This is a genomic window from Lacticaseibacillus saniviri JCM 17471 = DSM 24301 (genome assembly GCF_001311785.1).
Taxonomy (GTDB): domain Bacteria; phylum Bacillota; class Bacilli; order Lactobacillales; family Lactobacillaceae; genus Lacticaseibacillus; species Lacticaseibacillus saniviri.
The window spans coordinates 1-11,731 of record NZ_BBBX01000032.1; the positions used below are offsets into that span (position 1 = coordinate 1).

An 11,731-nucleotide genomic window follows, 5' to 3' on the forward strand; every position below is an offset into this window, starting at 1 on the left:
TGGACTACAATTTTTCTAATGGCATTATGCCGACTTAGCTCAGTTGGTAGAGCATCTGATTTGTAATCAGAGGGTCGGGCGTCGAATCGTCTAGTCGGCATTGCACCACTAATTGAATAGATCTTTAAATGCGGAAGTAGTTCAGTGGTAGAACATCACCTTGCCATGGTGGGGGTCGCGGGTTCGAATCCCGTCTTCCGCTTAGTGCCCTTGCCGGGGTGGCGAAACAGGTAGACGCACAGGACTTAAAATCCTGCGGTAAGTGATTACCGTGCCGGTTCGAACCCGGCCCTCGGCACTTGCAACATTAATATGCACCCATAGCGCAACTGGATAGAGTGTCTGACTACGAATCAGAAGGTTGTAGGTTCGACTCCTACTGGGTGCATCATCGGGAAATAGCTCAGCTTGGTAGAGCACCTGGTTTGGGACCAGGGGGTCGCAGGTTCGAATCCTGTTTTCCCGATTGAGCGTTAGCTCAATATATGAATAAATTCGCGGTGTAGCTCAGCTGGCTAGAGCGTCCGGTTCATACCCGGGAGGTCGAGGGTTCGATCCCCCCCGCCGCGATAGAGCCTGGACCTTTAGCTCAGTTGGTTAGAGCAGACGGCTCATAACCGTCCGGTCGTAGGTTCGAGCCCTACAAGGTCCATCTTTACAACATGGACCGGGATTGTTATAATTAATGTCGATATTGTTATCGCGGGATGGAGCAGTCTGGTAGCTCGTCGGGCTCATAACCCGAAGGTCGTAGGTTCAAATCCTACTCCCGCAATTAATGGTCCTATGGTGTAGGGGTTATCACGCCTGCCTGTCACGCAGGAGATCGCCGGTTCAAATCCGGCTAGGACCGTTGTCGGCTCGGTAGCTCAGTTGGTAGAGCAATGGATTGAAGCTCCATGTGTCGGCAGTTCGATTCTGTCCCGCGCCATAGCCCGATAAAGTATTGCGGGTGTAGTTTAGTGGTAAAACCACAGCCTTCCAAGCTGTTGTCGCGAGTTCGATTCTCGTCACCCGCTTTATGGGCCTATAGCTCAGCTGGTTAGAGCGCACGCCTGATAAGCGTGAGGTCGATGGTTCAAGTCCATTTAGGCCCATTACCAATTAATATCATCATGGAGAAGTACTCAAGTGGCTGAAGAGGCGCCCCTGCTAAGGGTGTAGGTCGGGAAACTGGCGCGAGGGTTCAAATCCCTCCTTCTCCGTTGATGGCCCGTTGGTCAAGTGGTTAAGACACCGCCCTTTCACGGCGGTAACATGGGTTCAAATCCCGTACGTCAGTAATTGAATAAATTATATGGAGAATTACCCAAGTCTGGCTGAAGGGAACGGTCTTGAAAACCGTCAGGTGGGTCAAACCACGCGAGGGTTCGAATCCCTCATTCTCCTTTATTATTATCGCGGGATGGAGCAGTCTGGTAGCTCGTCGGGCTCATAACCCGAAGGTCGTAGGTTCAAATCCTACTCCCGCAATTGGTCCTATGGTGTAGGGGTTATCACGCCTGCCTGTCACGCAGGAGATCGCCGGTTCAAATCCGGCTAGGACCGCTTTTTAATGGCTCGGTAGCTCAGTTGGTAGAGCAATGGATTGAAGCTCCATGTGTCGGCGGTTCGATTCCGTCCCGCGCCAGTTATGGAGGAGTAGCGAAGAGGCTAAACGCGGCGGACTGTAAATCCGCTCCTTCGGGTTCATAGGTTCGAATCCTATCTCCTCCATTTTTTATAGGGATATAGTTTAAAGGTAGAACTACGGTCTCCAAAACCGTCAGTGTGGGTTCAATTCCTACTATCCCTGCTTTTAATTGTTATGGCGGTATTGGTGAAGTGGTTAACACACCGGTTTGTGGATCCGGCACACGTGGGTTCGATCCCCACATACCGCCCTTCATTGGGGTATAGCCAAGCGGTAAGGCAACGGACTTTGACTCCGTCATGCGCTGGTTCGAATCCAGCTACCCCAATTCCTCATTATTTGAGGCTTAGCTCTGATAATAATGGCGGTATAGCCAAGTGGTAAGGCAAAGGTCTGCAAAACCTCTATCGTCGGTTCGAATCCGATTACCGCCTTTCTGATGGCCATACAACCAACAGAGTGAATTAAATATTATGCCGGTGTGGCGGAATTGGCAGACGCGCTGGACTCAAAATCCAGTTCCAGCAATGGAGTATCGGTTCGACCCCGATCACCGGTATCACGACCCAGAGATGGGTCTTTTTTTATGTTCAAAAACTGTATTCAACGAATTAAGTTGACATCGAGCCGCAATCGGGCAATACTCACAGAAAAGTCGGGTGGGTGAACAAAATGAAAAAGAAATGGGTTCTTCTCTTCAGTGCTTCGCTATTATTACTGGTTGGCGTCGTCGGCTTCGCGTTTGCACGCAAACAAGCTCCGCGGTCACATCAGGCGGCCGAACAAACGGTGATTGAGGCACCACGGGTCACACAACAGGTGAATGACAAACAAGTGCAAGCCAAATCCTCACAGAAGCCAAAGCCTCAGGTTAAACCATCTGATAATAAAACTGATGTGGCGTTTCCTGAACAGGTCCGAGTACCAGCTCTCGATACAACTCTGCAACAGGCACATTTTGCCGGGACTGCGCTTGTGGTGCGACAGGGCCAAGTCATGTTGAGCAAGGCATACGGCGAGGCTGATCGGCAGACGCATCGCTTGAACGCCGTTAATACCACTTATATGATCGGGTCTGCCCAAAATCGATTATTGCCACGGCCATTTTGCAGTTGGAGGCGGCCAAAAACTGCAAGTCGATGATCCGATTGCCAAGTACCTGCCTGATTTTCCCAATGGGCATGTGATCACACTGCGCAACTTGCTGAATCACACTAGCGGCATTGTGGGCTATGAAAAAAGCACGGGGAGTCTCACATCAGCAGCGTTGATTGCAGCCATTGAGCACGCTGGTATCCGATCTCAGCCAGGGACGTGGCACTATCTCGATAGCAACTACAGCGTGCTCGCTTACGTGGTGACGCAGCTGTCACACCAATCACTGCCTGATTACGTGCAAGCACACATCTTTAAACCGGCTGGCATTCAAAACAGTGGCTTTTATCCTCAATTCAATGCGACGGTTTCGCCATCACATCAATACAAAATTGTGAATAACCAAGTGACCTCGCCAGCATTACCCGATTTCACCCAGTTATTCGGTGCAGGTGATATCTATATGACGGCGACTGATGTCTATCGCTTTGACCAGGCACTGATGACGGGCAAATTGATTCCCACCGCGGAACGGCAGCTCATGTTGACACCGGGCAGTTCGTCCACCTATGGTATGGGTTTCTATGTCAATCCCGGCAGTTATTCGAGTCACGGTGTGCTAGGTGGGTGGAATGTGATCAACAGCTTCAGCCATAGCGGTCAGACGACGATTGTGCTGCTCGCAAATGATAATGGTGTGACATCACTCGGACAGACCGCAGATGCCTTATACGCGCAGCTCGACCAAATGGGTGACAATGGCGCACAATGATAAGAAAATTTCGGACCATGGGCCCATGACTTTCATTAAAGATTTCACTAACATGGGGATAATGTGGTGTGAAAAAATTGCAACCACGGTGAATAATCCTTATACTTATACTAAATTGGCTGACGTTTGGAGGGAGTCAAGTGAACATTGGTATTTTTACAGACAGCTACTTCCCGCAAGTGAGCGGGGTAGCCACGTCGATTAAGACACTAAAAGATGATCTCGAACGGAAGGGTCATTCTGTTTACATTTTTACAACAACAGACCCACACGTGCCGGAAGATGCGGTTGAACCCAATATCTTCCGTTTCACAAGTGTGCCGTTCGTTTCATTTACCGATCGCCGAATTGCCATTCGTGGTTTGTTCCACGCTTATAATGTCGCTAAAGAACTCGATCTCGATATCGTCCACACCCAGACAGAGTTCTCAATGGGTTATATCGGTAAGTTTGTGGCAAAACAACTCAAGATTCCAACTGTACATACGTATCACACCATGTATGAAGACTACTTACACTATGTGATGAATGGCCATCTGCTGAAGCCTTATCATGTTAAGCAGATGAGCCGGGCATTCCTGTATCATGTTGCCGGGGTTGTTGCACCGAGTCAACGCGTGCAAGACACGCTGCTGGGTTATGGTGTGAAGTCACCGATTCGCATTATCCCAACCGGTGTCGACCTGTCCCAATTCAGTCACGTCAAAGATACAGACTTGCGCAAGAACATGGGCCTGAGTGATGTGCCCGTCATTCTTTCACTGAGTCGTGTCGCTTATGAGAAACGCATCGATCGGTTAATCACGGCCATGCCAGACATCATCAAAGAAGTACCAAATGTGGTCTTATTGATTGTCGGTGACGGCCCAGCGCGCGAAGACCTGGAACAACAGGTTGCAGACCTGGGGATAACTGATCATGTGCGCTTTACCGGCGAAATCAATCACGATGAAGTCGGGGACTACTATCACGCAGCCGATCTCTTTGTTTCGACGTCAGACTCTGAGTCACAAGGCCTGACATATATTGAGGCGCTCGCGGCCAACGTGAAGGTGGTTGCCCTGGCTGGTGAATACACACAGAGCTTGTTGGATGATCCCGCCATTGGGACCACCTTCAAGACGCAAGAAGAGATGGTGCACCAGGTGGCCACTTATCTGCAACACCCGATGGCCTATCACGATCCGGCACCACTGCAAGCCAAGCTAGATGCCATCTCGGCAGTCACATTTGGTGACCAAGTGCTCGATTTCTATCAGGATGCCACGGCTCGCTATCAAGATTACTTGAGCGAAGCCACGTCCGAAGAAGACCAGCCATCGATGAAGGGATAGTTATGATCGACATTAATATGTTTTCTTCCGCTGACAAAGTGGCCGGCCAGGGTGTCGGTGCTGTGTACACGGAACTATTAGAGTTACTGAACAATTATTTTCCAGGCGAGTTTAACATCCGCATCAATCGTTATTCAAAAAGCGCAATCAGCCATTATCACACGATTGATCCGCAGTTTTACGCGTCGACTTTTTCTAAGAAGCGCGGCCGCAAAATCGGCTATGTGCATTTCTTACCCGAAACACTCGACCAGAGCCTCAAGTTACCCAAGGTGGCGAGCTGGACACTGGACAAGTATGTGATTTCGTTTTATAAGCGCATGGACCAGTTGGTGGTTGTGAATCCGAACTTCATTCCGCGATTAGCAGCCCACGGCATCGATCCTAACAAGGTGACCTACATCCCTAATTTTGTCTCCCGGGAGACCTTCTATCCTGAAACAGCGGCCAATAAGGTCACATTACGGGAAAAGTATGGGATTCCAGCGGACAAGTTTGTGGTTTTGGGGCCGGGCAGGTGCAAGACCGCAAAGGCGTCGATGACTTCATTGAATTGGCCAAAAGAAATCCGGATAAGCAATTCATCTGGGCCGGTGGTTTCTCATTTGGGATGATCACCAATGCTATGACCACTTAAAGGCGGCCGTGGCCAATGCGCCAGCCAACCTGAACTTTACCGGCATTATTCCGCGTGAAGACATGGTCGATTACTACAACATTGCGGACCTCTTCTTGTTACCATCATTTGAAGAACTGTTCCCGATGGCGGTGCTTGAAGCATTCAGCACGGAAACACCCGTGATGGTTCGTGATCTCAGCTTGTATGAAAAAATCATCACGCCGTATGCCGTCATGGCTAAGGACGTGGATGCCATGCAGACTAAGATCAATCAATTGGCAGTCGATCCAGACTTGCTTGCGACTTATGCAAAAAGAGTCAGGCAGCGGCCGCCGAGTATTCAGAGGATCATTTGGCAAAATCTGGGAGCAGTTCTATACCGAACAGGCCAAATTGAGTCCTACAATGGTTTCATCTGAGGGTTAATATGAGTCGGAAGAATAAGCTGGCTGTCGGCATTATGGTGATCTTGGGTATCGCCATTTTTGCTTATGAGAGTCGAAACTTGAACTTTACCCAGCTTCACGATACCTTATTGCATCTGCATTGGGGATGGCTGATGGTCGCCTTGTTGATGATGTTGCTATCTTGGGTTGTGGAAACCTTTGTTGTGCAAATTTTTGTCGCGGGCGAGCACGATCATTTGCCGTTCAGAGAGGCGCTGCGCGTGCCGCTTGTCGAACAGCTATTCAACGCGATTACACCATTTTCTTCAGGTGGGCAACCCGCTCAACTGGTGGCATTGATGCAAAGCGGTGTCGAGGGTGGTCGCGCGAGCTCTGTGCTGTTAATGAAATTCATCGTGTATCAATTCATGGTGCTGGTGAATTTCATTTTGACCATCTTCATCGGTTTTAATCAGGTCGCGTCTCGATTCGGCCCGTTAGCGATCTTCATCATCTTCGGTTTCATCATTCACGTTGTGGTGATCATCGGGCTTTTGATGGTGATGTATTATTACAAGTTCACCAAGCAGCTCGTGCACCTGGCGTTGAAACCTGTGGGCTGGTTTGTCGGTCGTGAACGGCGCGATACGATGGAAGCCCAGATGGCAACCAAGATTGACACCTTCTATGCCGAGAGCTTACAACTGAAAAAGGAAAAGGGGCGCGTGGTTCGCGCTGCCGCCTTAACGCTGGTGCAGTTGTTGCTGTATTATTCAGTGCCTTACTTCGTCTTATTGAGTTTAGGCGTGAGCGGCGTCAGTGTGGTCGAAGTCATTGTCCTACACGTGATGATTGTCATGATTGTCTCGCTGTTTCCGATTCCGGGGGGCAGTGGTGGCGCCGAGTACAGCTTTAAGACCTTGTTTGCGACCTATGTGGCGAGTCCAACGCAATTGATCTTGGGCATGCTGCTGTGGCGGATTCTCACGTATTATCTGGGCATGGTGCTCGGGATTGTGGCGCTGGCCTTGGTGCCAAAGAAGCGAAATTCGAATACATGATTCAACTCAAAAAGCTGCGAAACCCAATCGGGTATCGCAGCTTTTTTGATTTAACTATGTAAGCCCAGATCAGGCGGTTTGATTCGCAGCGCGGTGATTGATCATGAAGGTAGTCAATCGCGCCATGGCATCCTCGAGTGTTGCCATGCTGGCTGCATAGCTCAGGCGAACGTAACCTTCACCGGCATCACCGAAAGCCGTTCCGGGGATAATTGCCAATTGATTCTCTTCAGCCAAAGCCTTGGTGAAGTCTCGCGAATTGAGTTGTAATTCAGCGGGGATTTTGGCAAAGAGGTAAAAGGCACCATCAGGGCGAGCCACGCTGAAGCCGAGTTCCTGCAGGCCAGCGAACATAAAGTCACGGCGCTTGAGGTATTCGGCCTTCATTGCCTGGCCGTCGTCAATGCCTGTCGTCAGTGCTTCGATCGCAGCGCGTTGAGCAACAGTGGTGGCAGCGGTGACGAGGTATTGGTGCACCTTCTTCATCTCGGTGGTGAGCGTGCTTGGTGCCATTAAGAACCCGATGCGCCAACCCGTCATGGCGTGCGACTTGGACAGTCCGTTCACCAGAATGGTTTGGTCGAAGGCATACTTGGCCAATGATACATGGCTTTCCCCATAAGTGAGTTCGGAATAGATTTCATCAGAGATAGCAATCAGGTGGTGATTCTTAATCACCTGAGCCAAGGCTTGAACCTCATGATCGCGATAGGTCACGCCGGTCGGATTACTAGGGTAGTTCAGGATAATCCCCTTGATGTTGGCCTCAGGGTGAGCCGTGATGGTTGCTTCAATGAGTTCGGGAGTGAGCACGAAGTCTGTCGCGCGTGTATCGATATAAATCGGGGTGACCTGATTGAGATGGAGCAGTGGCAGATACCCCGGATAGATCGGGGCCGGCAGTAAGAGTGCATCACCAGGATTGGTAATCGTGGTGATGGCGGTGGCTAGTGCTTCGGTTGCGCCGACAGTGACCAGAATCTCATCGGTTGGTCGATAGTCGACTTGGTACTTGGTGTGGATAAAGTCGGCAACGGCTTGCCGCAGCTCGGGATCACCCGCCATACCGGTGTAATGCGAATAGTTGTTTTCAATTGCATCGATGGCCGCTTGTTTGACGTGTTCCGGTGTGTTGAAGTCGGGTTCACCCAGTGTGAGTTTCAGGATGCCGGGAATACCACTTACGGCTTCATCGAACTGTCGAATCTCAGACACCTCGATATGGTTGAGCTGTTGATTTAACGAATAGTCTTGGGTCATGTTTTGCCTCCTCGTGCGCTTACCTGCAGGCTCACGCGGTTACACGCATTTGCTCATGTGGGCCAACACGCATATTATTTCTAGTCTAGCCAACTGGCTTTGCAGTTGCAATTGCTGACGAAAAAAAGTTGGCTTTCGGCCGATTTTAATCGCCATTGTGGCGAAATTTATGGTACGCTATTGCAGAAGCCAAATGAAAGGGGCCGTTAGATGAAAAGCTCACAATTAGTTGCCATCATTAAGCGACTCGAAGCAATGCAAGAGGTACCAGCTGATGGTGAACCTCAAACGCGGCGTTTTGAGAAAATGGGGTTGAAAAAGGCCTTGTCACGTTTGATGCCAAGACACAAACATATGAACTAGAAGAAATGGATAATCATCAGGTGTTTCAATTTGATAACATCGACTTGGTTGCCATGGAAATTTACGATCTTTTGGATGATACTGATAACCCAGAAGAATAAGTACTTAGCAGTTCAACAATAATAGCCAGTGAAGTGACCTTTTGGACCTTTGCTGGCTATTCGTCTATTGTTTAAGAACCGCCTAAATTTTGCTAGCCGGCGTGGCACTTGAATTGTTTTTTACACAAAAAGTGTGTAGACTAGCGATTGTGTTATTCTCGCGAGTGCGGTGTTTTATGTTTGGCCGTGCAGAAGCGCAAATAATTGAAAACTAAATATTATGGAGGCTCGTAATGAAGCAATTCGGCGCTAAAATTCAGTCGTTCTTCAATTCACGGCTCGGATTTTTTGTTCTTGCCATTGCCTTATTTTGGGGTAAAACCTATTGGGCATATCAGACAAAGTTTAATTTAGGTGTTGCAGGAAGCATGCAGGACTTCCTGCTCGCGCTCAATCCGATTCCGACGACCCTGTTATTATTTGGGATCGCGCTGTATATGAATGGGCGTAAGTCGTACATCACGATGTTGATCATCGATGCCATAACCACGACTTGGCTGTTTGCTAACATCTTGTACTATCGTGAGTTCTCCGATTTCTTGACCTTCACCTTGATCAAGGGATCTGGAGCAGTTTCAAACAACTTGAGTAAGGGGATTCTGGGTATTTTGAATCCAACCGACTTCTTGGTGTTTGCGGATGTCATCTTGCTTATCTTACTGCTCTCATTCAAAGTGATTCGGATGGACATTCGCCCAATCAAGAAGCGGTTTGCGATTGGCGTGTCACTGCTCGCGGCACTTTTGTTCGGGGCAAACTTATCGATGGCATACTCCGACCGTTCAGGCCTGTTGACCCGGACATTTGATAATAACTATATCGTCAAGTACCTGGGCCTGAATGCTTATACCGTGGTCGACGGCGTGAAGACCGCCAAGAACAGTGCGGTGAAGGCAAATGCCAAGGCCAGTGATATCAATTCGGTTCTGAGTTATCTCAATAAGAACCGAACGACCCCAAGTGTCACCTATTCTGGTGTCGCCAAGGGCAAGAACGTTTTTGTGATTCACCTTGAAAGTCTGCAACAATTCATTATTGATTTTAAATGGGATGGCCAAGAGGTCACACCTAATCTGAATAAGCTCTACCACGATCAAAACACCCTGAGTTTTGACAACTTCTATAACCAGGTTGGGCAGGGGAAGACCGCGGATGCGGAAATGATGCTCGAAAATAGTCTGTTTGGATTACCAGAAGGCTCAGCCATGGTAACCGATGGGACCAGCAACACATTCCAGGCGGTACCCGCCATTTTGGATGAACAGGGCTACACCACGGCTGCGTTCCACGGGGATGTCCCAAGTTTTTGGAATCGGGACAATACCTACAAGTCATGGGGCTACGATTACTACTTCTCTAAGGAATACTTCTCATCAGGGAAGAATTACGATGTCGGTTATGGGTTGAAGGATAAGATTTTCCTGAAGGATTCAGCTAAGTACATCGAACAATTACCACAACCATTTTATGCCAAGCTGATTACGGTCACGAACCACTATCCATATACCTTGGATAAGGCCAATACCTCCATCAAGCAAACCGATACGGGGGATGACACGGTCGACGGCTATGTGCAGACGGCGAAGTACTTGGATCAAGCTATTGGAGAATTGATGACTTGGCTCAAGACAAGCGGCTTGGATAAGAACAGCATGTTAGTGCTGTACGGAGATCACTATGGGATTTCTGGTAACCACAAAAGGCGGTGGCAAAGTTATTAGGTGAGAAGACCTTCAATGACTTTGACAATGCCCAATTCCAGAAAGTACCATTCATGATTCACATGCCAGGACTAAAGGGTGGCATCAACCACACATATGGTGGTGAAATCGATGTGATGCCAACACTCTTGAATCTCTTAGGGGTCAAGAATACAGGCACTGTTCAATTTGGTTCCGATCTGTTGGCACCTAATCGAAATCAAACCGTCGCCTTCCGGAATGGGGATTTTGTGACGCCGACCTACACCAAAGTGGGGAGTCGCTACTACATGACACAGACAGGTAAGGAAATCGAAAAACTTACCGCGGCACAAAAGAGGCTGTCAATCAGGCAACTAATCGTGTAACGACGGAATTATCCTTATCTGATAAGGTAATTACGGGTGATCTCTTACGATTCTACAAGCCGAGCTGGTTCAAGCCAGTTGATAAGAAAGACTACAGTTACAAGTTGTCTAACGGTTTGAAACAGTTGAAGGAAGCACAAGAGAAGAAAAAGACCAGTGTACTGATGAAGAATGATGGTAAGTCACTGGCGGATGAATATAAGACGGATGCGCCAGAGCTTAAGACGAGTGAAGCAGAATCGGCAAGCAGCAGTGAGAGTGCCGCGGCGGATGAATCTTCCAGCTCGAGCTCAAGAAGTAGCTCAAGTAGTGCTGCGAAGTAACGCATGACCAAGGGGAGGCGGTGACCGTTCAGTCACGGCCTCCTCTTTTCGTTTTAGCGCTATCAGTTGCAGTTTGGCGCACTTAGCAGTATGCTGTACCTAGATAATAATAATTCTAATTAGGTGGTGAAATGTGTGAATCAAAACATTCTAGACCACACACTGGCGCAGCTTCGGGAGCATCATATCCGAGTCACACCACAGCGTGAGGCCATCATCAGTTACTTGATTGAAAGCGAAGAACATCCGACGGCAGAAAAAATCTATGCAGATTTGTCGCCACACTTTCCACAGATGAGTGTCGCGACCGTCTATAACAACTTGCGCTTGTTGGTCGATCTCAAGCTTATTCAGGAGATGTCTTCCAATGACGCGGCAATCCATTTTGATTTCATGTTGCACCCACATTCACACGCGATTTGCACCAACTGCGGGAAAATCGTTGACTTTGAATACGAAGGACTGAGTGATGTGGCTGCTGTTGCGACCGCAGAAACAGGCTTCAAAGTGAGCGGACACCACCTCGAGGTATACGGGCTATGTCCTGATTGCCAGATTTTACTCGGTGAGACGAATTGATTTTCGTGATTCAAGTGAATAATTATAGATAATCCGAATTGATTGTTGAATAACTAGACAATCGTTCGGATTTTTTTATTTTTAGGATTAGGTATTGACGCTCGATACTATAGCTGATAAGATAAATCCTGTTATCA

Annotated in this window: 6 protein-coding genes, 24 tRNA genes and 3 pseudogenes; 32 read left to right on the plus strand and 1 reads right to left on the minus strand. The window is 48.6% G+C overall.

Annotated elements, in window-relative coordinates; all coding sequences use genetic code 11:
- Window positions 1-28 precede the first annotated feature (28 nt).
- The 29 genes and pseudogenes from JCM17471_RS12320 to JCM17471_RS12455 all read left to right on the plus strand — a co-directional run bounded on the left by JCM17471_RS12320 (window position 29) and on the right by JCM17471_RS12455 (window position 6,900).
- Window positions 29-100 (plus strand) — tRNA-Thr (locus JCM17471_RS12320).
- Window positions 101-130: 30 nt separating this feature from the next.
- Window positions 131-202, plus strand: a tRNA-Gly gene (locus JCM17471_RS12325).
- A gap of 10 nt (window positions 203-212) precedes the next feature.
- Window positions 213-298: transfer RNA gene (locus JCM17471_RS12330), tRNA-Leu, on the plus strand.
- A gap of 16 nt (window positions 299-314) precedes the next feature.
- A tRNA-Arg gene (locus JCM17471_RS12335) sits at window positions 315-388 on the plus strand.
- 4 nt (window positions 389-392) lie between these two features.
- A tRNA-Pro gene (locus tag JCM17471_RS12340) sits at window positions 393-466 on the plus strand.
- A gap of 30 nt (window positions 467-496) precedes the next feature.
- Window positions 497-570, plus strand: a tRNA-Met gene (locus JCM17471_RS12345).
- 8 nt (window positions 571-578) lie between these two features.
- Window positions 579-652 (plus strand) — tRNA-Ile (locus JCM17471_RS12350).
- A gap of 49 nt (window positions 653-701) precedes the next feature.
- A tRNA-Met gene (locus JCM17471_RS12355) sits at window positions 702-775 on the plus strand.
- Between the two features lie 5 nt (window positions 776-780).
- Window positions 781-853: transfer RNA gene (locus JCM17471_RS12360), tRNA-Asp, on the plus strand.
- Between the two features lie 5 nt (window positions 854-858).
- Window positions 859-931 (plus strand) — tRNA-Phe (locus JCM17471_RS12365).
- A gap of 17 nt (window positions 932-948) precedes the next feature.
- Window positions 949-1,019, plus strand: a tRNA-Gly gene (locus JCM17471_RS12370).
- Window positions 1,020-1,023: 4 nt separating this feature from the next.
- Window positions 1,024-1,097, plus strand: a tRNA-Ile gene (locus JCM17471_RS12375).
- A gap of 20 nt (window positions 1,098-1,117) precedes the next feature.
- Window positions 1,118-1,205 (plus strand) — tRNA-Ser (locus JCM17471_RS12380).
- A gap of 10 nt (window positions 1,206-1,215) precedes the next feature.
- Window positions 1,216-1,280 (plus strand) — tRNA-Glu (locus tag JCM17471_RS12385).
- A 19-nt stretch (window positions 1,281-1,299) separates the two neighbouring features.
- Window positions 1,300-1,389 (plus strand) — tRNA-Ser (locus tag JCM17471_RS12390).
- A gap of 10 nt (window positions 1,390-1,399) precedes the next feature.
- Window positions 1,400-1,473 (plus strand) — tRNA-Met (locus JCM17471_RS12395).
- A 2-nt stretch (window positions 1,474-1,475) separates the two neighbouring features.
- Window positions 1,476-1,548: transfer RNA gene (locus tag JCM17471_RS12400), tRNA-Asp, on the plus strand.
- Window positions 1,549-1,557: 9 nt separating this feature from the next.
- Window positions 1,558-1,630, plus strand: a tRNA-Phe gene (locus JCM17471_RS12405).
- Between the two features lie 5 nt (window positions 1,631-1,635).
- Window positions 1,636-1,716, plus strand: a tRNA-Tyr gene (locus tag JCM17471_RS12410).
- A gap of 8 nt (window positions 1,717-1,724) precedes the next feature.
- A tRNA-Trp gene (locus JCM17471_RS12415) sits at window positions 1,725-1,795 on the plus strand.
- 15 nt (window positions 1,796-1,810) lie between these two features.
- A tRNA-His gene (locus JCM17471_RS12420) sits at window positions 1,811-1,883 on the plus strand.
- Between the two features lie 6 nt (window positions 1,884-1,889).
- Window positions 1,890-1,961: transfer RNA gene (locus JCM17471_RS12425), tRNA-Gln, on the plus strand.
- A 35-nt stretch (window positions 1,962-1,996) separates the two neighbouring features.
- Window positions 1,997-2,067, plus strand: a tRNA-Cys gene (locus JCM17471_RS12430).
- 41 nt (window positions 2,068-2,108) lie between these two features.
- Window positions 2,109-2,192 (plus strand) — tRNA-Leu (locus JCM17471_RS12435).
- A 113-nt stretch (window positions 2,193-2,305) separates the two neighbouring features.
- Complete coding sequence (locus JCM17471_RS14270; RefSeq protein WP_156321712.1) at window positions 2,306-2,776, plus strand: hypothetical protein; 471 nt, start codon at window positions 2,306-2,308, stop codon at window positions 2,774-2,776.
- Window positions 2,777-2,816: 40 nt separating this feature from the next.
- Complete coding sequence (locus JCM17471_RS12440) at window positions 2,817-3,500, plus strand: serine hydrolase domain-containing protein (protein ID WP_263849508.1); 684 nt, start codon at window positions 2,817-2,819, stop codon at window positions 3,498-3,500.
- A 140-nt stretch (window positions 3,501-3,640) separates the two neighbouring features.
- Window positions 3,641-4,834 carry a glycosyltransferase family 4 protein gene (locus JCM17471_RS12445; protein WP_054778093.1) on the plus strand — a complete coding sequence of 398 codons (1,194 nt, stop codon included), beginning with the start codon at window positions 3,641-3,643 and terminating at the stop codon, window positions 4,832-4,834.
- A gap of 2 nt (window positions 4,835-4,836) precedes the next feature.
- Window positions 4,837-5,879 (plus strand): annotated as a pseudogene (locus JCM17471_RS12450) (glycosyltransferase family 4 protein).
- A 1-nt stretch (window position 5,880) separates the two neighbouring features.
- A complete protein-coding gene (locus tag JCM17471_RS12455; protein ID WP_054778094.1) occupies window positions 5,881-6,900 on the plus strand; it encodes a lysylphosphatidylglycerol synthase transmembrane domain-containing protein in 1,020 nt (339 codons plus the stop codon).
- Window positions 6,901-6,969: 69 nt separating this feature from the next.
- On the opposite strand, the gene JCM17471_RS12460 is transcribed toward JCM17471_RS12455, so the two are convergent.
- Window positions 6,970-8,160 carry a pyridoxal phosphate-dependent aminotransferase gene (locus tag JCM17471_RS12460; RefSeq protein ID WP_054778095.1) on the minus strand — a complete coding sequence of 397 codons (1,191 nt, stop codon included), beginning with the start codon at window positions 8,158-8,160 and terminating at the stop codon, window positions 6,970-6,972.
- Window positions 8,161-8,370: 210 nt separating this feature from the next.
- Between JCM17471_RS12460 and JCM17471_RS12465 the strand changes: the two are divergent.
- The 3 genes and pseudogenes from JCM17471_RS12465 to JCM17471_RS12475 all read left to right on the plus strand — a co-directional run bounded on the left by JCM17471_RS12465 (window position 8,371) and on the right by JCM17471_RS12475 (window position 11,594).
- A pseudogene (locus tag JCM17471_RS12465) lies at window positions 8,371-8,624 on the plus strand (YkuJ family protein).
- Window positions 8,625-8,857: 233 nt separating this feature from the next.
- Window positions 8,858-11,015 (plus strand): annotated as a pseudogene (locus tag JCM17471_RS12470) (LTA synthase family protein).
- A 135-nt stretch (window positions 11,016-11,150) separates the two neighbouring features.
- Entirely contained in the window at window positions 11,151-11,594 is a 444-nt protein-coding gene (locus JCM17471_RS12475; protein WP_054778096.1) for a Fur family transcriptional regulator, read from the plus strand.
- Window positions 11,595-11,731 lie beyond the last annotated feature (137 nt).

Bases quoted from the DNA above. Each gene is read 5' to 3' on its own strand.
- JCM17471_RS14270 (WP_156321712.1), top strand. From the start codon at position 2,306: ATGAAAAAGAAATGGGTTCTTCTCTTCAGTGCTTCGCTATTATTACTG.
- JCM17471_RS12455 (WP_054778094.1), top strand. From the start codon at position 5,881: ATGAGTCGGAAGAATAAGCTGGCTGTCGGCATTATGGTGATCTTGGGT.
- JCM17471_RS12460 (WP_054778095.1), bottom strand. From the start codon at position 8,160: ATGACCCAAGACTATTCGTTAAATCAACAGCTCAACCATATCGAGGTG.